The sequence below is a fragment of the Dietzia natronolimnaea genome, assembly GCF_002289575.1.
In the GTDB taxonomy this organism is placed as follows: domain Bacteria; phylum Actinomycetota; class Actinomycetes; order Mycobacteriales; family Mycobacteriaceae; genus Dietzia; species Dietzia natronolimnaea_A.
In genome coordinates, this window is the sequence record NZ_NTGA01000012.1 from 1 (window position 1) to 20,263 (window position 20,263).

The window sequence follows — 20,263 nt, forward strand, 5'->3', positions numbered from 1 at the left end:
ACCGAGTTACACCACTCTATGGGGCACTACTAGCAGCGCGGTGGCCAGGCGCCTGATCAGCGGGTGGGGCGACTTCGCGGCGGTCCCGTGCGGCGTGCCGGTCAGGACGACGTCTCCGGGCGACAGGTTGCAGAACGTGCTCAGCTCGCTCAGCGTCTCGGCGGGTCGATACAAGAAGTTCGACGTCGAATCCAACTGCCTGACCTCGTCGTTCACCCTCAACTCCAGGGTCAGATCGTCGAGAAGCGCGTAATCGTCCTCCTCGAGGACGAGGAGCTCGGGGCCGAGCGGACAGAATCCGCGGTAGCTCTTGCCCTTGAAGTACTGTCCCTGCGGTAGCTGGACGTCGCGGGCCGAGATGTCGTTGCCGATCGTGAGGGCGGCGACATAGCGGGGAAGGTCGTCGTCGGTGAGGGTGACCGGCCGGTCGATGGTCGCACCGATCACCAACCCCAACTCGATCTCGTAGTCGAGCAGGCGCACATGGTCGGGGCGGGTGACCGGGTCGAACGGCCCGGCCACCGACGCGTCGGTCTTGTCGAAGAACAGATTGAACGCGCGGTTGTCGGGGTCCATGCCCGACTCGATGGCGTGTTGTCGATAGTTCGCGCCCTGGCAGATCACCCGACACGGGGTGGTCGCCGGCGACACCACCGTCACGGCGGACAGCTGATGCGTCGGCGGTCGGTCGAGGCCGTCCCGCCACTCCGCGGCGCCGCGCTCCAGCACCTCCCCGGTGGTCGCATAGACGCCTTCCAGAGCGGTGACCTCGTCACCCTTGACGATGCCCCAGTGCGTCGCCTCCTCGGCGACGAACCGGATCAGTCTGACGGCCATGTGTCTCCTCCATGTCGAACCCGATGCCGCGGACGCTACCGATTCGGTTGACTGTCAGTCAATGACTATCGGTCAATAATCCTGAGCGGCAGACCCCTCTCGTACACTCGGGGGCGTGAAAAGCGATGCCGGATCGCGCCCCGAGGGCACCCCCGACGGCACCACCGCCTCGATGTCACGAGCCGAGCGCAAGGTCGCCACGCGCGGTCGCGTCCTCGACGCGGCCGCCGAGACGTTCGCCGAACGCGAGTACAGCGCGGTGACGGTCTCCGAGATCGCTCGGCGAGCAGGCGTCGCGCACGGCCTGGTCTTCCACCACTTCGGGTCGAAGCAGGGGCTGTACCGAGCGGTCCTCGACAGGTTCGTGGAGAACATGGACTCGGCCTTCGCCGCGGGTGCCGGAGCCGACCCCGCCGACGCGATCCGAGCCGGCCTCCGTGCGCACCTGTGCTACGTCGCCGATCACCCGGAGCTCGCCCAGCGGCTCATCGCCGGGGGACGCTCACCGGACGCGGACGTACTGGAAGCCTCGCAGGCAGGACGCGCCAGAGCACTCGAGATGATGGCCGAGCTTGCCGGCGTCGACGTCGACGACGACACCGTCCAACTCGTCGGCCGAACCATCATCGCGGCCGCGGACGAGGCCTCGTTGAACTGGGTACGGACCGGGTGCCGCCTGCCCGTCGACCACCTCGTGGACTGGCTCGTCGAGGTGGGTTCCGCGGCGGCGAGGAGCGCCGCCGTTCTGGATCCGGGCCTCGCCGTCGACGCCGCCCTCGCGGCCGTGGCCACCCGCCCGGGGCCGGGAGCAGAGAGCATTTCGTCCGGCGGCAGGGACCAGCCGGACTAGAGTGACAGTCGTCACATTCCGCGCCCAGCGGCGCCGTCCGAGAGATGCTCAGTGCCTCGATTCCGTGTCACCCTCCCCCTCCTGACGGCGGTGGCCTCGACAGCCCTGGCGCTGGTCAGCGCCCCGGTGGCATCGGCGTCCGACCCCGCCACCCGTCCCGCCCAGCCGATCTCGTATACGGCCGAGGCGGGCGGTGTCCATCAACTCACCAACCCGGGTCAGCCGTGGCCGGGAGTCGACGACTGGTCGTGCCGCCCCACCGCAGAGCACCCGCGCCCGGTCATCCTCCTGCACGGCACCGGCGCCAACGGGGTCAACAACTGGGGGACCGTCGCGCCGTCCCTCCTCAACGAGGGCTACTGCGTCTTCTCACCCACGTACGGCGCGACACCCCTGTTCCCCGGAATCGGCGGTGCTTTACGGATGTCGGACCACGTCGCCGAGATGACCGCGTACCTCGACGGCGTCCTCGCGGCCACCGGAGCCGAGCAGGCAGACATGGTGGGCCATTCGCAGGGAGTGACCGTGGGGATGCACCTGTCCAAGGTCACCCGCCCGGGCAGGATCGGGACGGTGGTCTCGCTGGGCGGGTTCGCCGGCGGGACCGCGGAGGCGGGGCTCCCGGGCCTGGCATCCCTCTCGCCCATGGTGGACCTGGAGGGTATGGCCGCCGAGTCGTCGCGGGGCCTGCCCGACGGTCCGCTTCCCATGCCCTTCCCCGCGATGCTCGACATCAACGAACACTCGCCGACCGGCCGCCTCCTCTTCGCGGGAGGCACCCCGTTCGACCCGGGCACCCGGTACACCCTCATCGCCTCCGCGTACGACGGCCTGGTCCCGCCCGCGATGAGCTTCCCCGAGGGCGACCATCCGGGCGTCACCACCCACGTGCTCCAGGACACCTGTGCGCAGAACGGGGCCGACCACGCTGCGCTCTACGCCGACCCCCAGACCCTCGACCTGATGCTCAACGCCCTCGACCCGGAGGCCGCCGTCACCCCCCGGTGCTGGCCCACCACCCCGATCCTCGGCGCACTCGGGGCCGTGCCGCCGCGCGGAAAGGCCTGATCTGTTCCCGATCGTGAGCCACTCACACGCGCCCGCGCCTCCACGCCCACACCGACAGCCCCACCGCGGTCAGGGCGAGCACCGGGAGCGCCCATGCCCCGACGTGCACCATCTGCGTCCTCCAGTAGAACTCAGGGCCCGCGATGCCCATGAAGGCGGACTTGTTCGTCAGAGGCATGTACGTCAGCAGTCCACCGGTCCACGTGATGGTCGGCAGCCACATGTAGAGCGACGCGGCCACCAGAAGCACCGCGGTCGGGAACGACAGCCAGAACCACGGGAACCCCTGACGGGGCTGCTCGGCTCGCCGGGGCAGGACGGCCGCGCCGACGAGTACCACCATCACCACGGCGAACGTCCAGATCCAGACCATGGCGCCTACGCTAGCCACTCCGTGCCGGCGGCACTCGTCCACCGCCGTGCGAGCTACCCCGTCACCCGCCGCCGCTTCGACGCCCTCTCCGGGTCCGAGGCATACAGCCAGGACTCCGCCTCCCCCGGCCGGATCAGCGCCCGGCCCACCAGGATCACCGCGGCCTGCCGCAGCCCGGCGGCCTCGACGGCGTCAGCGATGTCCGCGAGCGTTCCCCGCAGCTCGACGCGGTGCGGTCGGCTCGCATCGGCCACCACGGCCACCGGGCAGTCCGCGCCGTGCGTGGGCACCAGCCGCTCGGCGAGCTCGCGGATCCGGGTGATCGCCAGGTGCAGCACCAGCGTCGCCCCGGTGGCGGCGAAGCTCTCCAACGATTCAGACGACGGCATCGCCGTCGACCGGGCCTGGACCCGGGTCAGGACGACGGACTGGACCACCTCGGGCACGGTCAGCTCCACCCCCAGCTCGGCGGCGGCCGCCGCGTAGGCCGGGACGCCGGGCACCACGTCCCAGGGCACGCCCGCCGCGTCGAGTCGCCGGGTCTGCTCGGCCAGGGCCGAGTACAGCGACGGGTCACCTGAGCACAACCGCACCACCTCGAGCCCCTCGGCGTGGGCGGCGACGATCTCGGCGATGATCCCGTCGAGGTCCAGGTGCTGGGTGTCCACCAGCCGCGCGCCTGATCGGCAGTGGTCGAGCACGCCGTCGTCCAGGTAGGTGCCCGCGTACAGACAGACGTCGGCGGCGGCCAGAGCCGATGCCGCGCGCAGCGTGAGCAGGTCGGCGGCGCCGGGGCCGGCGCCCACGAAGTGCACGGTCACGAGGTCTCCCCTGTCTCCCGACGTTCACCCACGGCGGCGAACGGTTTGGTCGCGCACCACTGCACCACGGCCCGCGCGGGGGCCCAGCCGGTGAAGGTGCCGATCGAGTCGGCGTGTTCCACGTGGAACCGTACGAGCTCGCCGCCGAACTCGGCGCGGGCGTCGACGAGCACTCGCTCGGTCTCGATGGTCACCGCGTGGGCGACCAGCCTGCCGCCGGGACGCAGCGCCTCCCAACACTTCCGCAGCAGCCCGGGCGCGGTCCCCCCGCCGCCCACGAATACCGCGTCAGGGCGAGGGAGCCCGTCGAGTGCCTCGGGCGCGCGTCCGTGAACGACCTCCAGACCGGGCACCCCCAGCCGGGCGGCGTTCCGCTCCACCCGCGCCGCCCGCCCGGCATCGGCCTCGACGGACACGGTGCGGCAGGACGGGTGGGCCCGCATCCACTCGATCCCCACCGATCCGGCGCCGGCGCCCACGTCCCACAACACCTCACCCGGAGCGGGGGCGAGCCGGGAGAGCGCGGAGGCGCGCAGGTCGCGGCGGGTGAGTTGGCCGTCGCTCTCGAAGGCGTCGTCGGGCAGCCCGGGGGCGAGTCCCAGTGGGCGTGCGGTGGGCCCGGCCACACTCTCCACGGCCAGCACGTGCAGCTGCGGCGCCTCCCGGCCGGCCGGCCACTCGTCCGCGCGGCACACCATCCGCGCCTCGTCCGGGCTCCCCAGATCCGACAGCATGGTCAGCGCGCTCTGCCCGAACCCCGCACCGGTCAGCACCCCGGCGACCACAGAAGGGGTGTGGCGATCCTCGGAGAGGACCAGCAGTCGCCGTCCCGGGGCCAGTTCGCGCACGAGGGCCCGGTGGTCGCGCAGTACCGCCACCGTCTCGGCCGGCCACCTCATCCGGGCGCGGGCCAGCGCCTCCGAGGACACCGCCGGGAGCACCTCCACCGACTCCGGGCCGAGCAGGTCGATCAACGTCGTGGCCACCCCGGCGACCAGCGGGTCCCCCGAGGCCAGCGCCACGATCGATCGTCCGGACCACCGCTCGAGAACATCGACCAGCCCGGACCGCAGCGGCCGGGGCCACGGCACGCACTCGGCCACCGCCTCATTCGGGAGCATCGCCAGGTGCCGCTCCCCGCCCAGCAGGACGTCGGCGCCCAGGACCGCGCGGCGGCGGGCCTCGTCGAGACCGCCCCAGCCGTCACCGCCGATCCCCACCACGACCACCCGCCCGTTCATGACGCGGAACCCTACCGCCCGGCCCGACCACCCGGAACGCGAGGACGCTGGGTAGCCTCGCCCTTGAAGAGACAACTACACCCCACAGCACGAGGTGCCCCACGACCCGCCCCGGGCGGTGCGGAGGGGAGAATCAGGGAAGCCGGTGAGAATCCGGCACAGGGCCCGCTACGGTAACCCGGCCTCTCAGGCGATCGCGCCCCGCGCGAGCGCCCGGGATGAGCCGGGAAGTCCGGAGACCGGCCTCGCGCTGACCTGAACTGGCAGACGAGAGCGGGAGCCCCCATGCCACTGCACTACCCCTTCAGCGCCGTCGTCGGTTCCGACGACATGGCGCTGGCCCTGCTGTTGAACGCGGTGTCGCCGTCGGCTGGCGGTGTGTTGATCCGCGGCGAGAAGGGCACCGCCAAGTCCACGATGGTGCGTGCGCTCGCCGGGATCCTGCCGCAGATCGAGGTGGTGGCCGGCGACAGGTTCTCCAGCGCGCCCGCCGACCGTGGCACCGACACCCCCGACGGCCCGATCCCCCTGGACGCGCCCACCGAGCTCCGGCCGGTCCGGCTGGTCGAACTGCCGATCGGCGCGACCGAGGACCGCATCGCCGGCTCGCTGCACCTGGAGAAGGCGCTGAGCGAGGGAGTCACCGCCTTCGAGCCCGGCCTACTGGCCCGTGCGCACCGCGGACTGCTGTACGTGGACGAGGTCAACCTGCTCCACGACCACGTGGTGGACCAGCTCCTCGACGCCGCCGCCATGGGCCGGGTGACGGTCGAGCGCGACGGGGTGTCGGTCGAGCACGCCGCCCGCTTCGTGCTGATCGGCACCATGAACCCCGAGGAAGGTGAGCTCCGGCCCCAGCTGCTCGACCGCTTCGGCCTCACCGTCGAGGTGTCCGCCCCGCGGGAGGCGGAGTTGCGGGCCGAGGTGGTCCGCCGCCGGGTAGCCTTCGACTCCGACCCGGAGGGCTTCTGTGCCACCTTCGCGGCGGAGGAAGTGGCCTTGCGGGAGCGGATCGTCGCCGCCCGGGCGCGCGTGGGCGGCATCGAACTGACCGACTGGGCGCTCACGAAGATCGCCACCGTGTGCGCGGGCTTCGACGTCGACGGCATGCGCGCCGACATCGTCACCGCGCGCACGGCCGCCGCCCACGCCGCCTGGGAGGGGCGGGACCGGATCACCCGCGACGACATCCGCGTGGCCGCGCGCATGGCGCTGCCCCACCGCCGTCGCCGCGCACCGTTCGACGCCCCGGGTCTCGACGAGGATCTCCTCGACCGCCTGCTGGGCGACGATGACGAGCCCGACCCCGATCCCGATCTCGACACCGAGCCCGACCCCCAGGCAAAAGCCCCGGCCGGGGACGACAATCCCGGCGCGGACGGCGCGGCAGGGGACGTCGACACCGCCGGGAACGACACCGCCGGCAACGACACGACCGGCGGGCAGGACGCCGGGTCGGGCGCCTCCGCCGAGCACGCCGACCCCTCCGCTTCCGCGGAGGACTGCGGACGCGCCGAGTCGGATGCGGCCCAGGACGAACCGAGCCCTGACACCGGCACCGATGCCGGGGCGGATACCGGCGCAGAGCGACGACCGGGCGGCGCCTCGACCGAACCGGGGACGGTCACGGCGGGCTCGGACCCGTACCGCACGCGGCTGCTGACCGTCGCCGGGACCGGCCACGGCGTCTCGGGCCGACGGTCCCGCGCGATCACCACGACCGGCCGCCGCACCGGCTCGACCGGGTTCACCGGGTCCGACGTCCACCTGCCCGCGACCATCCGCGCCGCCGCGCCCCGGCAGGCCGCGCGGGGGCGCGGGGCAGGACTCGACGGCGGGCGACTGGTGCTGTCCGCCCGCGACCTACGCTCGGCGGTGCGCGAGGGACGAGAGGCCAACCTGGTGCTGTTCTGCGTGGACGCCTCCGGATCCATGGCCGCGCGCACCCGAATGGAGCAGGTCAAGACCGCCATCCTCTCCCTGCTGCTGGACGCCTACCGCCGCCGCGACACGGTGGGGCTGGTGACCTTCCGCGGGTCCGGTGCGCAGGTCGCCCTGCCGCCCACCTCCTCGGTGGACGTGGCCGCCGCCCGCCTGGCCGAGCTACCCGCCGGGGGCCGAACCCCACTGGCGGAGGGGCTGCTCACCGCCGCCGAGCTCCTCCGCGTCGAGAGGGTCCGCGATCCGCAGCGGCGACCCCTCGTCGTCGTCGTCACCGACGGCCGCGCCACCCACGGCCCGGACGCCCTGGCCCGGTCCCGCGCCGCGGCGGCCGGGCTGGCCTCCCTCGGTGTGGCGTCGGTGGTGGTGGACTGCGAGAGCGGCCGGTTCCGCATGGGCCTGGCCTCCGAGCTCGCCGCCCACCTGGGCGCCGAACACATCCCGCTGGGCGAGGTGACGGCCGAGGGACTGACCCACACCGTCCGCACCCGTACGGCCGCGCGTCAGAGCCCCGCACACCCAGAGGGAGAGGTGGCCTGATGCCGCAGGGACAACCGACCCGCGTGCCCGACGACGGGCTGAGCACCCGGCAACGCCGCAACAAGCCCCTGATCATGGTCCACACCGGGCCCGGCAAGGGGAAGTCGACGGCCGCGTTCGGCCTGGCCATGCGCGCCTGGAACCAGGGATGGGACATCGGGGTGTTCCAGTTCGTCAAGTCCGCCAAGTGGCGCATCGGCGAGCAGACGGTCATGGAGCGGCTCGCCCGCCTGCACGCCGAGACCGGCGAGGGCGGGCCCGTCGAGTGGCACAAGATGGGCTCCGGCTGGTCGTGGTCGCGCAAGGACGGCACCGAGGAGGACCACGCCGCGGACGCCGCGGAGGGCTGGGCGGAGATCAAGCGCCGGCTGACCGACGAGCGTCACGACCTCTACCTGCTCGACGAGTTCACCTATCCCATGAAGTGGGGTTGGGTGGACGTCGAGGACGTGGTGGAGACACTGACCTCGCGGCCCGGTCGCCAGCACGTGGTGATCACCGGCCGCGACGCCGACCCCCGGCTGGTCGCGGCCGCCGACCTGGTCACCGAGATGACCAAGGTCAAACACCCGATGGACGCCGGCCAGAAGGGGCAGAGGGGAATCGAATGGTGACCGGATCGCGCACCGACCTGCCCCGGCTCGTGGTGGCCGCTCCGGCGTCGGGTCACGGCAAGACCACCGTCGCGACAGGGCTCATGGCGGCCCTGCGGCGCAGGGGTCTGACGGTCTCGGGCCACAAGGTGGGACCCGACTACATCGACCCGGGTTACCACGAGCTCGCCACCGGACGACCGGGCCGCAACCTCGATCCGCACCTGGTCGGCGAGGACAGAATCGTCCCCCTGCTGCTGCACGGCGCGCAGGCCGCGCCGCGGCCGGCCGCCGTCGCCGTGATCGAGGGCGTGATGGGCCTGTACGACGGCCAGATCGGGGGCGACGGCTTCTCCTCCACCGCCCACGTCGCCGGCCTCACCGACACCCCGGTCCTGCTGGTGGTGGACATCTCCCACGCCTCGCGCAGCATCGCGGCCGTGGTGCTGGGGATGGCGACATTCGATCCGTCCGTCCGGATCGGCGGCGTGATCCTCAACAAGGCCGGCTCCGTCCGGCACTCGGACGAGGTGCGCCGCGCCCTCGAGCCACTGGGGATCCCCGTGCTCGGGGTGCTGAGCCGGGACGACGAGGTCACCGCCCCGTCCCGCCACCTCGGCCTGGTCCCCGCGGCCGAGCGACCGGGGGCGGCCGGCAGCCTCGACCACCTCGCGGATCGCCTCGCCGCCTCGGTGGACCTGGACGCGGTGATGCGTCTGGCACACACGGCACCGCCACTGTCGGGGCCGACCTGGTCCGCGGAGGAGGCGCTGGTGGGTGGCCTGCCCGACTCGGGACCGCCGGCGCTGTCGCTGTCCGGTCCGCGTCGTCCGGTCGTCGCCGTGGCGGGGGGCCGCGCCTTCACCTTCCGCTACGCCGAGACCGTCGAGTTGCTCGACGCCGCGGGATGCGACGTCGCCGTCTTCGACCCCCTCGCCGACTCCGCCCTGCCCGAGGGGACCGCCGGCGTCTACCTCGGCGGCGGGTTCCCGGAGGTGCACGCGGCGGGGCTGGCCGCCAACCGTCCCATGCTCGCGGCGCTGCGCACCGCCCTCGGTGCCGGCGTGCCCACCGTGGCCGAGTGCGCCGGACTGCTCTACCTCTGTCGCACCCTCGACGGCGCCCCGATGATCGGCGCCGTGCCGGCGGACGCGGCCATGTCCCCGCGCCTCACGTTGGGCTACCGCCGCGTCACCGCGGGGTCGACGAACCTCCTCACCGCGGCGGGAACCGAGGTCACCGCCCACGAGTTCCACCGCACCACCGTCACCCCGGGCTTCGGAGCGGCGGCGGCGTGGACGTGGGGGGACAGCGTCGAAGGCTTCGCGACCCCCACCCTGCACGCGTCATACCTGCACACCCACTGGGCCGGGCACCCCGCGCTGGCCGCGAGGTTCGCGGCCGTGGTCGCGCGCGTCGCCCGAGACGCCCGAGCCGGCCGCTCGTCGACGGGGGTCGACGGGCGGCCGGCATCAGGTGATCAGATCGTGCACGGTCACATGAGGTAGCACGCCTCGGTGAACTCGAAGTCGGCCGCGGTCGGACCCTCGTACCACTCCTCCTCCAGGACCAGACCCGTCGGGCTGCCCGCCTCGATCCGGTTGAAGATCGTGGAACGCGACGCGTGCTCGTTGACCTCGCCCGAGTAGTCGCCGGCGCCCTCGGCGAACATGCCGTCGGTGTCCAACCCGGTCAGCTGGTCGGCGGTCTCGAAGACCCCGGCCCGGGTGAGGTCGTCGTTCTCGATGGCCTGCTGGAGCAGGCCGCGGATGACGGACTGGGCGGCCCATCCCAGCACGAACCAGTCGTTGGGCTCCGCGCCGATGGACTCGGCGAACTCCCGCATCTCGTTGTGGCCCTCGGAGTCGAATCCCCACGGCGCGACAGTGGCGGCGCTACGGTAGCGGGCCTCCAGCGCGGGGGCCGCCTGGCTCCCCATCAGCCCCGCGCTCCAGGTGGGGGTGGATCCGATGAACTGGCCCTCGTACCCCTGAGCGACGGTCGCGCCCACGATGGCGCCGGTCTCGATCGCGCTGGTCGCGAGCAGGACGACGTCCGGACGGTCGGCCAGGATGCGCTGGATCACCGCGGTCTGCTCGTCGGTGCCGCCGGGAGCCGTGGTGTACCGGGTGAACTCGACGTCGCGCTCCTCAGCGGCGATCTCCGCGCCGTTGGCGGCGTCGTCGCCGTAGTCACCGGGGAAGTGCACCATGCCGACGCTCGTCGCGTCGAGCTCGTCGACGGCGTAGTCGACCATGTTCATCGCCTCGGCGCAGTAGCTGGTGCCGAACTCCAGCACGCCGTCCTCGAAGAGCCAGTTCGATCCCAGCGAGGCGGGGACCGCGAGGATGTTCTGCTGCCGGGTGTCGTCGAGGATGCCGTTGGTGTGGGCGGTTCCCAGCGAGTGCGCCAGCACCAGGATCTGATCCCTGATCTCCCGGTACTCCTGGGAGTGGGTGGTCTCGTTGTACCCGCTGTCCCGGACGTGGGTCACCATGTCGACCTCGTAGCCGTCGATGCCCCCGTTCTCGTTGACGTTCTGCCAATAGGCCTGTGCGCCCTCGATCATCGGGGCGCCGATCGGGGAGAACGGTCCCGTCAGGTCGGTGATCGCCCCCAGGTAGATGCAGCCGTTCGACTCGTCGACCGCGTTCGGACACGGTTCCTCGGTGATCCCGGCGACCTCGGTGTCGGAGTCGTCGTCGCGGCCACACCCCGACAGGACCAGAGCGATGGCCGCCAGGCCGGCCACCCCGCTGCGTAGCGTCTTGGACTTCATGGTGTTCTCCTCGGTGTTCGATGGGTGAGATCAGACGTGGGTGAGATCAATAGGTGAAGGGGAAGCTCTTCCAATACATCCGCACCCGCAGCCATATGCCGAACAGGCCGCGTGGCTCGAACAACAGGAACGCCACGATGAGGCCGCCGTACAGGATCGCCTCGACCTCGTAGATGTTCGGGCTGACGTTGGGTGCCGTGGAGATGTAGGGGACGAAGTGCGCCATCTCGGAGGAGATCCGGGGCAGCGACGCGATCAGCAGGGCGCCCATGATCGTTCCGGAGATCGTCGCGGCCCCGCCGATGAAGACGATGGCGACGAACTGGATCGACATGATCAACCCGAACTGCTCGGGCCCGAAGTGTCGGTTGGCGACGAACAGCAGCGAACCGCACACGCCCGCGTAGAAGGAGGAGACCGTGAACGCGATGAGTTTGTAACGCGCGAGGTCGACGCCCATGACGCCGGCCGCGATGTCACGGTCGCGGATGGCCCCGAAGGCGCGGCCGACCCGCGACCGCACGATGTTCCGGGCCGCGAGCGCCCCGATCAGCAGCAGTGCGAGAAAGAACCAGTACAGCTTCTGGTCCGAGGTGAACGCGCTGTCGAGGGTGAGGTCGTCACCGAACAGGATCGGCCGGGGGGCCTCACGTCCGACTCCCTGACCGCCGGTGACGCTCCCCCACTCGGTGAAGATGTACGTGCCCAGAAAGACCAGGCCCAGCGTCACCACCGCGAGGTACAGCCCCCGCAACCTGGTGGCCAGCGGCGCCACGATCACCCCGCAGAGCGCGGCCATCGCGCCCGCGGCGAGGATCCACGCCGGGATGAAGGTGATCCCCAGGCCCAGTGCGCGACCCTCGGGATTCCCGGCCACCACCGAGGCGGTGTAGGCGCCGACCCCCACGAAGAAGGCGTGCCCGAGCGAGATCTGCCCCGCGTAGCCGGTGATCAGGTTGAGCCCGATGCCGCCGATGGCCAGGACCAGCCCGAGCCCGAGGATCCGCAACACGTCGTCGCTGACGTTGAGTGGCAGGAGGACGGCCACGACGAGGAGCACCGCGGCGCCCAGCGCCTTGGCCCGCGTGTTGAACAGCGCCTGCTCCTGCCGGTAGCTGGAGTACAGCTCCGGCCGCCCGCGGGGACCGCCGAAGAACCCGGCCCGTCTCCCGGTCGCGGTCCGCGGCGTCGAGGATCCCGACGGCCCCGCCTCCGATACGAGTGTGCTCATACCCGTTCCACCTCCTTGGTGCCGAACAGTCCATGGGGTCTGACCAGCAGCACGACCAGCATGATGATCCAGGGCATCAGCGGACCCAGGTTCGTGGTGAGTTCGGGCATGACGCCGCTGCCGTCGAACCACTGGTTGTGATAGGTCGAGACCATGGCCTGGGCGATGCCGATGGTCAGGCCGCCGATGATCGCGCCGCCTATCGAGTCGAATCCGCCGATGACGATCGCGGGCAGCGCGATGAGCGCCACCAGCCACAGCGTGTTGCCGATCGGTCCGCCGGTCGCGGCGAAGATCCCCGCGAGGGCGGCCAGGGCCCCGGCCATCGCCCAGGACAGGGCGAAGATCGCACTGGCGCTGACGCCCTGGGCCATCGCCGCCTCCTGGTCGGAGGCGACCGCCCGCATCGCCAGGCCCACCGAGGAGTACCGGAAGAACAACAGAAGGGCGACGACGATCACGGCGGCGGTGACGAACGCCGCCACGTGCCGGTGCTGGACGATGACGCCGCCGATCACCGAGACGTCGGTCCCCCACGGGTCCCCGACCGAGCGCGGTTGGGTACCGAGGAACATCCCCGCGACGGTCCGGATGACGATGTCCAACCCCACGGTGATGATCGCGACGATGAACACCGCCTTCCCGACCATCGGGCGGATCGCGGCCCGCTCGACCAGCAGGGCGATCACGCCGATGGCGATCACCCCGAGGATCGCCCCGACGTAGAACCCCATCACCGGCGCGAGGAAGCTGACGATGATCGCTCCGGACATGAGGAACGCGGGCTGCGCGAAACTGATGACGCCGGTGGCCTTGAAGATCATGACGAAGCCGATCGCGACGAGTGCGTAGATGGCGCCCGAACCGAGTCCGACGCTCAGGGCGCTGAGGAACTGGGTCATCGTGCCCCCTCGTACAGCTCGTCGACCAGGTCCGCGAACATCCCCGTCACCGCGGAGCGCTTGACCTTCTGGGTTGCGGTCAGCTCACCCTCGTCGTGATCGAGTTCCTTGGGCAGCAGCGCGAACGCCTTGACCTGCTCCACGGCGTTGAACCTCTCGTTGGCGGTGTCGACGACCCCCTGCACCAGCTCGCGGACCTCGGGTTTCTCCGTCAGGTCGCGGTAGGTGGTGTAGGCAATCCGTTTGCGGGTGGCCCAGTCACCGACGGTGTCGAGTTCGATCCCGATGAGCGCGGTGAGGTACCTGCGGCCGTCGCCGATCACGAGGGCCTCCTTGATGTAGGGGGACACCTTGAGGGCGTTCTCGACCTCCGAGGGCGAGACGTTCTTGCCACCGGCGGTGATGATGATGTCCTTCATCCGGTCGGTGATCTTGACGTGGGTCCCGTCGACCCATTCGCCCACGTCCCCGGTGTGCAGCCAGCCCTCGGCGTCGATGGTCTCGGCGGTCTTCTCCGGGTTGCGCCAGTATCCGGCGAAGACCGCCGGACTCCGCACCAGGATCTCGCCCGTGGCGTCGTCGATCCTCAGCTCCGTGCCCTCATGGGGTTCACCGACGGTCCCGAGCTTGACCCGGCCGGGCTTGTTGGTCGTGGCGATCGCGGAGTTCTCGGTCATGCCGTAGAGCTCGTGCATCGGCACGCCGATCCCCATGAAGAACTTCAGCACCTCGGGGGCGATCGGCGCGGCCCCGGAGACGGCGTACCGCGCGTATCGCAGTCCCGTCCTGACCCTCAGTGCCCGGTACATGCAGACCCAGCCCACCAGGTACCACGCCCGGCTCGACGCCGTGTGCCTGCCACCGTTGGAGACCAGCGCGTCACCGATCCGCTCGGCCCGGGCGAGCCAGAACGCCGACCACTTCCGCTTGAGCCACGTGGCGTCCTCCAGACGGATCTGGGCGGAGGCCAGGAGCTTCTCCCAGATCCGCGGGACACCCATCACCAGGGTGGGCTGCACCTCCTGCAGGTTCTGCGGCACCGTGTCGATGGACTCGGCGAAGGTCACCTGGAGTCGGCTGGCGCAGCTCATCCACGTGGTGAAGAAGCGCTCGGCGACGTGGGACAGCGGGAGGTAGGTCAACACGTAGTCGGACGGCCCGGGTGGCGGATCGGACGTCCCACCGCGGGTCATGACGGTGTCGATGGCGAACTCGACGTTGGCCGTGGTGAGCATGGCGCCCTTGGGCGGGCCGGTCGACCCGGAGGTGTAGACGAGGGTGATCAGGTCGTCAGGTCGTGCCTGCTCCATCCGCCGGGCCACCGCCTCCGGATCCTTCTGACGGTGCTCGCGCCCGAGCGCCAGGAAGTCGTCCCAGAAGATCAGGCGCTCGTCCCGGTAGTGCCCCCGGATCCCGCGCGGCTCCAGGTACACGATGTGGGTGAGGTCGGGACACTGGTCGGAGACGGCCAGGGCCTTGTCGACCTGCTCCTGATCCTCGGCCACCAGCAGCTTGACCTGGCTGTTCTCCAACAGATAGCCGACCTCGGCGCTCGGGTTGGTCGGGTAGACGCCCACGCTGACGGCGCGGACGGCCACGGCCGCGATGTCGCAGATCAGCCACTCGGGTCGGTTCTCGCTGTGGATCGCGACCCGGTCCTGTGGGTCGATGCCCAGGTAGACCAGTGCGTGCGCGACGTCCTGGATCTGCTCCCAGTACTGCGCCCACGTGGTGGGTTGCCAGACGCCCCGGGACTTCCTCCGCAGCGCCACGTCACCGGGGTGGGCGGCGGCGTTGTCCCGGACCCTCGTGGCCAGAGTGGTGGTGCTCATCAGTGCCCTCCTCCGTCCGCGGGGGCGGCCTGTCCGCCCAGGTAGGCCTCCACCACGGCCGGGTGACTCTGGACCTCGGCGGGGGTGCCGAGGGCCAGAGGGGCGCCGAAGTCGATGGCAAGGACGCGGTCGGCGATGTCCATGACGAGGCTCATGTCGTGCTCGACGAGGATCATGGGGGTCTTGAACTCCTGGCGGATCGACAGCAGGAACCGTGCGGTGTCCTCGGTCTCCTCGAGGTTCATCCCGGCCACGGGCTCGTCCAGGAGGAGGATCTCGGGTTCCATGGCCAGGGCCCGACCGAGCTCGATGCGCTTCTGGATGCCGTAGGGCAACAGCCCCACCGGCAGCTTGCGCCAGGCCTGGAGTTCCAACAGGTCGATGATCTCCTCGACCGCGGCGCGGTGGAACTCCTCCTGACGTCTGGCCCTGCCCACCCAGGCGATCGCGGCGAGCGTGCCGTACCGGAACTTGACGTGTCGGCCGAGCATGAGGTTGTCGACCAGGGTGAGGTTGGCGAACAGCTCGACGTTCTGGAACGTCCGGGCGACCCCCAGGCGGGCGATCTTGTGTGGGCGCATCCCGAGGAGCTGGTGGCCGTTGAGCTTCACCGATCCCTGCTGGGGTCGGTACACGCCCGAGAGCACGTTGAAGATGCTGGTCTTCCCGGCGCCGTTGGGACCGATGATCGCGAAGAGCTCGTCCGGGTTGACGGTGAAGTCGACGCCGTTGATCGCCTTGAGGTTCCCGAAGGACAGACTCACATCCGAGAACTCAACGACAGGGGTGTGGGTAGACGAATCCGTCATGAGGCCCACCTCTTGCGGCGCCGGTACTGTTTGACGTCCCGGTAGGACTTGACCTGGTCGGATTCCGACCGGGCGCCCAGGTAGAACTCGCGGATGTCGTCGTTGTCGAGCAGGTCCCCCGCGGGCCCGTCCATGACGACGCGACCGGTCTCGACGACGTACCCGTGCCGGGCGATCGACAGCGCCATCGCCGCGTTCTGCTCGACCAGCAGCACGCCGGTCCCCTGCGAGTTGATCTCGACGATGATGTCGCGGATCTGCTCCACCATCTTGGGAGCCAGTCCCAGGCTCGGCTCGTCCAGCAGGAGATAGCGGGGTGCGGACATGAGCGCCCGGCCGATCGCCAGCATCTGCTGCTCGCCACCGGAGAGGTAGCCGGCGACCCGCGACCGGCGCTCGTGGAGCACGGGGAACAGGTCGTAGACCCGGGTCATCCCCTCGCGGACGTGGCGACGCTTGACGTGCGCACCGATGCGCAGATTCTCCTCCACCGAGAACTCCTTGAAGATCCGGCGACCCTCGAGGACGTGCTTGACCCCGTGGCGCGCGATCGCCGGCGCGCTGAGGGCTCCGATGTCCTCACCGTCGAGCGTCACCGACCCCTTGGTGATGGCCCCGTTGTGGACATCGAGCAGGCCGGAGAGGCTGCGCAGCAGCGTCGATTTCCCGGCTCCGTTCGCACCCAACAACGCCACGATGTGACCGTCCGGCACGTCGAAACTCGCGCCCCTGATGACCAACATGGCGTCGTCGTAGACGACTTCCAGATTGCGCACTGATAACACTCGACCTCCAGGTGTGATGCAGACCACACTATTGCCAGACCGCTCAGGTTTCCTGGTTATGGGCCGATTTCTCTGATCATGTTCTCGGTTCGCGCTCTCCGCGCGAAGTCCCTGCGCGGGGCACCGGAGCCGTGCTACGGAGCGTGCGGACGCTCGGCTCAACAGCCCTGAACTGCGCCGATCCGGCCGGCGGCGGCCACAGTCGCGGAGCTCTCGACCGCGCCAACGCACAGCAACCGTCTTCTCTACACCTGTCCGGTGCGAGTTACGGGCCGGGATCGGAGGCCGTCAGGTCAGTGCCCGAACCCACTCCGAGGCGGCGTCGGCGGTGTCCTCGCGCGCCACACCCCGCGTGACTCCCGGGCGGCGGACCACCACCACCGGGACCCCGAGCTCGTCGGCGACCGCCATCTTGGACCACGTGAAGGATCCGCCGGAGTCCTTGGTCACCAGCACGTCCGCCGCGTGCTCGGCGAACACCCGCCGCTCGTCCTCGACCGAGTACGGGCCCCTGTTCAGCACCACCCTCCAGCGTGGGGGAAGCGCGACCTCCGGTGGATCCACGACCCTCACGAGCGCCTCGTGGGTGGCGAGTGGGCCGGTGAAGCGCCCCAACGACTGTCGACCGATCGTCAGGAACGGGCGCCGGCCCAATTCCGCCGAGGTCGACGCCGCCTCGTCGTGACCCGACACCCAGTGCCACAGGTCAGCGCCGGGCGCCGCCGACCAGCCCGGCCGCTCGAGCCGGAGCAGGGGCACGTCGGCCTCGGAGCACGCGGCGGCCGCATTGGCGGAGATGCCGGAGGCGAAGGGGTGGGTGGCGTCCACGACCGCTCGCACCTCGGCGGCCCGTAGGTGGTCACGGAGCCCCTCGACCCCGCCGAACCCGCCGACCCGGACCCGGCCCACCGGGAGCCTCGGCCGGGCCACCCGCCCGGCCAGGGACGAGCAGAACTCGAGACCCGCATCCTGCAGCAGTACCGCCAACTCGCGGGCCTCGGCGGTCCCGCCCAGGACGAGGATCACCGCCCCGCCCCCGGCGGCAGGAACGGCATCTCCGGCGCACCCTGGCGGGCCAGCTGCAGCAGGGCGTCCAGATCGAGGTGCTCCTCCGCCAGATCACCCAGCAGATCCAGACGTCGTTCGCGCGCGGCCGCGAAGTCCACACCTGAGGGTTCGCGGGTGCGACCCACGCGCGACGCCACCTCGGCCAGATAGGCCTGACGGAACCCGTCGGACTCCAGGCTCCCGTGCCACATGGTGCCCGCCACACCGTCGCGTCTCGCGCCGCCGAGGAACTCCTCGTCGTCTCCGGGCGCGATCCGCCCGTGGTGGATCTCGTACCCGGCCGCATCGTGGCCGAGCGCCGTCCCGGTGGGCAGCCGGAGGATCTTCTCCGGCCCGAACTCCGTCTCCACGTCCAGCAGCCCCAGCCCGTCGACCTCTGCGCCCTCGGGCCCCTCCACTCCCTGCGGGTCCCGGACGAGGCGCCCGAGCATCTGGAAGCCACCGCAGATCCCGAACACCGATCCCCCGGCGCGGGCGTGGTCGATCACCGCGCGGTCCAGGCCCCGGGCGCGAAGCCAGGCCAGGTCGTCGATCGTCGCGCGCGTGCCGGGCAGGACCACCAGGTCCGCACCCCGCACGCTGCGGGGATCGGTGACGAACTCCACGTCGACGTCCGGCTCCAGCCCCAGGGCGTCGACATCGGTGAAGTTGCTGATCCGGGGCAGCCGGATCACGGCGACCCGCAACGCCCGGCGACCGTCGGCGCGGCGACCGCCGATGTCGAGGGCATCCTCGGAGTCCAACCACACGTCGGGGCTCCAGGGCAGCACGCCGTGGACCGGCCGGCCGGTGAGCCCGGCGAAGCGGTCCAGTCCGGGTCCGAGGAGGGACGGGTCACCGCGGAACTTGTTGACGACGAACCCTGCGACGAGCCGCTGGTCGGCCGGCTCCAGGAGCGCCACCGTGCCGTACATCGAGGCGAACACCCCACCGCGGTCGATGTCGCCCACCACGATCACCGGCATGTCGGCGTGGCGCGCCAACCCCATGTTGACGTAGTCGCCGGCGCGCAGATTGATCTCCGCGGGGCTCCCGGCGCCCTCGCACAGCACCAGGTCGACACGGTCGGCCAGCTCGTCGTAGGCGGAGTGGGCGGCGGTGGCCAGGTGCGCGCGACCGTCGACGAAGTCCCGGGACGAGACGGTGCCGGCGGGTCGGCCCATCACCACCACGTGGCTACGCCGGTCACCGCCCGGTTTGAGCAGGACCGGGTTCATCGCCACCTCGGGCTCGGCGCGGGCCGCGAGAGCCTGGATCCATTGCGCGCGCCCGATCTCCCCGAACCCGGCCGGCCCCGGGACGACCATCGAGTTGTTGGACATGTTCTGCGCCTTGAACGGCGCGACCGTGACGCCCCGCCGGGCGAACGCCCGGCACAGCGCCGTGACCACCACGCTCTTCCCGGCATCCGACGTGGTGCCGGCGACGAGGAGGGAGGCTGCCATGGGGATCGATCCTAGCCGCGCCCCTCCGGGTCACTCCGGCAGCGGTTCCAGCCCGGCCCCCTCGAGTGCTCGGCGGCCGCGATCCGAGGTCACCAGCTCGCGGAACCGGTCGGCCGCGACACGCTCCGCCTCGCCTCCCGGGCCGCTCTCCCCACCGGGTACGCGGGCGAGGATGTACCGGGTGGTGCCCGCGGACCTCATCAGGTCGCGTTCACGACCGTCCACCTCCACCGGCGACACCCACCCGTTCGACCCCGCCACGTCGGTCCGGTAGACGATCCCCACATCCACCCCACCGTCCGCGAGCCTGGCGGTGAGAGCCCGGGACCCGCCGGGCTCCCGGATGGCGTCCACGGGCTCCACCATCCAGGCGGCGAGCAGATTGTCGGTCGCCTTCCCACACGGGGTGTCCACCTCGCACAACCCGATCCGCAGGTCCGGACGCGCCAGGTCGCTCATCCCGCGGACGCCGGCGGGGTTCCCGGACGGGACCGCCACCACCACGTGGTTGCGGGCGAAGACCTGCGGCCCCACGGCCGCGCCCCCGTCCACGGCCAGCTCCATGGCCTCCTCGCTCGCCGAGGCGAAGACGTTGAGGTCCGTCCGCTCGGGCAGACTCCTGGCGATCTCGTCCGACCACCCCAGCTCGAGATCGACCCGGACCCCGGGGTTCTCGTCCTCGAAGATGCGGATCAGATCGACGAAGGCCTCGGACAATGTCGGGGTGGCCGCGACGCCGAGCGAGACGACCGTGGTGGCCTCAGGCTCCTCGGTCGCACAGGCGACGCCGGAACACATCAGTGCGACGCCCAGCACGATCCCCGAACGCCGTCGCACCGGTCACCCCCCGGCGAACGGGGGCAGGACGTCGACCGCGGAGACCCCATCGATCGACGCGTGGGGGTCGCGGGTGGTCTCCTCGCCGATGAGGAAGGACGAGACCGTGACGATGCTGGCCAGCGGCTCGCCGTGGCGTTCGCAGACCTCTCGGGCCAGTTCCCCGAGGGTGATCGCGTCCGTGAGGAGTCGCTCGCGCGCCGTGCCTGCCGCGTCCTCGGCCGCCGCGTAGTAGCCCACGGTGATCATTCTGGATGTCCTGCCCACGGAGTCGACTCTAGCCGCTGTCGCGGGGCGGGTCACCACCATTT

19 protein-coding genes and 1 riboswitch are annotated in these 20,263 nt (G+C 71.0%); of the genes, 5 read left to right on the forward strand and 14 right to left on the reverse strand.

What is annotated here, in order from left to right; genetic code table 11:
- Positions 1-6: 6 nt before the first annotated feature.
- Positions 7-837 (reverse strand): fumarylacetoacetate hydrolase family protein, encoded by an 831-nt coding sequence (locus CEY15_RS05840; protein ID WP_095717672.1) that lies wholly within the window; start codon positions 835-837, stop codon positions 7-9.
- A 115-nt stretch (positions 838-952) separates the two neighbouring features.
- On the opposite strand from CEY15_RS05840, the gene CEY15_RS05845 reads away from it, so the two are divergent.
- Together CEY15_RS05845 and CEY15_RS05850 are read left to right on the forward strand one after the other, a co-directional pair.
- On the forward strand, positions 953-1,687 hold the full coding sequence (locus CEY15_RS05845) for a TetR/AcrR family transcriptional regulator (protein ID WP_095717673.1): 735 nt from the start codon (positions 953-955) through the stop codon (positions 1,685-1,687).
- A 51-nt stretch (positions 1,688-1,738) separates the two neighbouring features.
- Positions 1,739-2,755, forward strand: a complete 1,017-nt coding sequence (locus CEY15_RS05850) for an esterase/lipase family protein (RefSeq protein WP_176475031.1) — start codon at positions 1,739-1,741, stop codon at positions 2,753-2,755.
- Positions 2,756-2,777: 22 nt separating this feature from the next.
- Here CEY15_RS05850 and CEY15_RS05855 read toward each other — a convergent pair whose 3' ends face one another.
- The 3 genes from CEY15_RS05855 to cbiT are packed head-to-tail and all read right to left on the reverse strand — an operon-like array spanning position 2,778 to position 5,190.
- Entirely contained in the window at positions 2,778-3,128 is a 351-nt protein-coding gene (locus CEY15_RS05855; protein ID WP_095717675.1) for a hypothetical protein, read from the reverse strand.
- 53 nt (positions 3,129-3,181) lie between these two features.
- A complete protein-coding gene (locus CEY15_RS05860; protein ID WP_095717676.1) occupies positions 3,182-3,949 on the reverse strand; it encodes a cobalt-precorrin-4/precorrin-4 C(11)-methyltransferase in 768 nt (255 codons plus the stop codon).
- Positions 3,946-5,190, reverse strand: a complete 1,245-nt coding sequence (gene cbiT / locus CEY15_RS05865) for a precorrin-6Y C5,15-methyltransferase (decarboxylating) subunit CbiT (RefSeq protein WP_095717677.1) — start codon at positions 5,188-5,190, stop codon at positions 3,946-3,948. The genes CEY15_RS05860 and cbiT overlap by 4 nt, the downstream gene beginning before the upstream one ends.
- A 75-nt stretch (positions 5,191-5,265) precedes the next feature.
- Positions 5,266-5,452: riboswitch (cobalamin riboswitch) on the forward strand.
- A gap of 23 nt (positions 5,453-5,475) precedes the next feature.
- Here cbiT and CEY15_RS05870 point away from each other — a divergent pair.
- Genes CEY15_RS05870 through CEY15_RS05880 form a run of 3 tightly spaced genes read left to right on the forward strand, consistent with a single transcriptional unit; the run spans position 5,476 to position 9,772 of the window.
- A complete protein-coding gene (locus CEY15_RS05870; protein ID WP_095717678.1) occupies positions 5,476-7,671 on the forward strand; it encodes a VWA domain-containing protein in 2,196 nt (731 codons plus the stop codon).
- Entirely contained in the window at positions 7,671-8,285 is a 615-nt protein-coding gene (gene cobO, locus CEY15_RS05875; RefSeq protein ID WP_095717679.1) for a cob(I)yrinic acid a,c-diamide adenosyltransferase, read from the forward strand. Before CEY15_RS05870 ends, cobO begins: the two co-directional genes overlap by 1 nt.
- Positions 8,279-9,772, forward strand: a complete 1,494-nt coding sequence (locus tag CEY15_RS05880; protein WP_095717680.1) for a cobyrinate a,c-diamide synthase — start codon at positions 8,279-8,281, stop codon at positions 9,770-9,772. Before cobO ends, CEY15_RS05880 begins: the two co-directional genes overlap by 7 nt.
- On the opposite strand, the gene CEY15_RS05885 is transcribed toward CEY15_RS05880, so the two are convergent.
- The 10 genes from CEY15_RS05885 to CEY15_RS05930 all read right to left on the reverse strand — a co-directional run bounded on the left by CEY15_RS05885 (position 9,760) and on the right by CEY15_RS05930 (position 20,201).
- Positions 9,760-11,043 (reverse strand): ABC transporter substrate-binding protein, encoded by a 1,284-nt coding sequence (locus CEY15_RS05885; protein ID WP_095717681.1) that lies wholly within the window; start codon positions 11,041-11,043, stop codon positions 9,760-9,762. The two genes, CEY15_RS05880 and CEY15_RS05885, sit on opposite strands and share 13 nt — an antisense overlap.
- Before the next feature lie 46 nt (positions 11,044-11,089).
- Entirely contained in the window at positions 11,090-12,274 is a 1,185-nt protein-coding gene (locus CEY15_RS05890; protein WP_095717682.1) for a branched-chain amino acid ABC transporter permease, read from the reverse strand.
- Complete coding sequence (locus CEY15_RS05895) at positions 12,271-13,176, reverse strand: branched-chain amino acid ABC transporter permease (RefSeq protein ID WP_017837608.1); 906 nt, start codon at positions 13,174-13,176, stop codon at positions 12,271-12,273. The genes CEY15_RS05890 and CEY15_RS05895 overlap by 4 nt, the downstream gene beginning before the upstream one ends.
- Entirely contained in the window at positions 13,173-15,008 is a 1,836-nt protein-coding gene (locus CEY15_RS05900) for an AMP-dependent synthetase/ligase (protein ID WP_095717683.1), read from the reverse strand. The genes CEY15_RS05895 and CEY15_RS05900 overlap by 4 nt, the downstream gene beginning before the upstream one ends.
- Positions 15,008-15,817, reverse strand: coding sequence for an ABC transporter ATP-binding protein (locus CEY15_RS05905; protein WP_017837610.1), 810 nt, complete (start codon positions 15,815-15,817; stop codon positions 15,008-15,010). The genes CEY15_RS05900 and CEY15_RS05905 overlap by 1 nt, the downstream gene beginning before the upstream one ends.
- On the reverse strand, positions 15,814-16,593 hold the full coding sequence (locus tag CEY15_RS05910) for an ABC transporter ATP-binding protein (RefSeq protein WP_017837611.1): 780 nt from the start codon (positions 16,591-16,593) through the stop codon (positions 15,814-15,816). Before CEY15_RS05910 ends, CEY15_RS05905 begins: the two co-directional genes overlap by 4 nt.
- A 297-nt stretch (positions 16,594-16,890) precedes the next feature.
- Complete coding sequence (locus CEY15_RS05915) at positions 16,891-17,628, reverse strand: cobalt-precorrin-6A reductase (RefSeq protein WP_095717684.1); 738 nt, start codon at positions 17,626-17,628, stop codon at positions 16,891-16,893.
- On the reverse strand, positions 17,625-19,115 hold the full coding sequence (locus CEY15_RS05920) for a cobyric acid synthase (RefSeq protein WP_095717685.1): 1,491 nt from the start codon (positions 19,113-19,115) through the stop codon (positions 17,625-17,627). The genes CEY15_RS05915 and CEY15_RS05920 overlap by 4 nt, the downstream gene beginning before the upstream one ends.
- A gap of 30 nt (positions 19,116-19,145) precedes the next feature.
- A complete protein-coding gene (locus tag CEY15_RS05925; protein WP_095717686.1) occupies positions 19,146-19,952 on the reverse strand; it encodes a molybdate ABC transporter substrate-binding protein in 807 nt (268 codons plus the stop codon).
- A gap of 3 nt (positions 19,953-19,955) precedes the next feature.
- Positions 19,956-20,201, reverse strand: coding sequence for a hypothetical protein (locus tag CEY15_RS05930; protein WP_017837615.1), 246 nt, complete (start codon positions 20,199-20,201; stop codon positions 19,956-19,958).
- Positions 20,202-20,263 lie beyond the last annotated feature (62 nt).

Bases quoted from the DNA above. Each gene is read 5' to 3' on its own strand.
- CEY15_RS05840 (WP_095717672.1), bottom strand. From the start codon at position 837: ATGGCCGTCAGACTGATCCGGTTCGTCGCCGAGGAGGCGACGCACTGG.
- CEY15_RS05855 (WP_095717675.1), bottom strand. From the start codon at position 3,128: ATGGTCTGGATCTGGACGTTCGCCGTGGTGATGGTGGTACTCGTCGGC.
- cbiT (WP_095717677.1), bottom strand. From the start codon at position 5,190: ATGAACGGGCGGGTGGTCGTGGTGGGGATCGGCGGTGACGGCTGGGGC.
- CEY15_RS05870 (WP_095717678.1), top strand. From the start codon at position 5,476: ATGCCACTGCACTACCCCTTCAGCGCCGTCGTCGGTTCCGACGACATG.
- cobO (WP_095717679.1), top strand. From the start codon at position 7,671: ATGCCGCAGGGACAACCGACCCGCGTGCCCGACGACGGGCTGAGCACC.
- CEY15_RS05880 (WP_095717680.1), top strand. From the start codon at position 8,279: ATGGTGACCGGATCGCGCACCGACCTGCCCCGGCTCGTGGTGGCCGCT.
- CEY15_RS05885 (WP_095717681.1), bottom strand. From the start codon at position 11,043: ATGAAGTCCAAGACGCTACGCAGCGGGGTGGCCGGCCTGGCGGCCATC.
- CEY15_RS05890 (WP_095717682.1), bottom strand. From the start codon at position 12,274: ATGAGCACACTCGTATCGGAGGCGGGGCCGTCGGGATCCTCGACGCCG.
- CEY15_RS05895 (WP_017837608.1), bottom strand. From the start codon at position 13,176: ATGACCCAGTTCCTCAGCGCCCTGAGCGTCGGACTCGGTTCGGGCGCC.
- CEY15_RS05900 (WP_095717683.1), bottom strand. From the start codon at position 15,008: ATGAGCACCACCACTCTGGCCACGAGGGTCCGGGACAACGCCGCCGCC.
- CEY15_RS05905 (WP_017837610.1), bottom strand. From the start codon at position 15,817: ATGACGGATTCGTCTACCCACACCCCTGTCGTTGAGTTCTCGGATGTG.
- CEY15_RS05920 (WP_095717685.1), bottom strand. From the start codon at position 19,115: ATGGCAGCCTCCCTCCTCGTCGCCGGCACCACGTCGGATGCCGGGAAG.
- CEY15_RS05930 (WP_017837615.1), bottom strand. From the start codon at position 20,201: ATGATCACCGTGGGCTACTACGCGGCGGCCGAGGACGCGGCAGGCACG.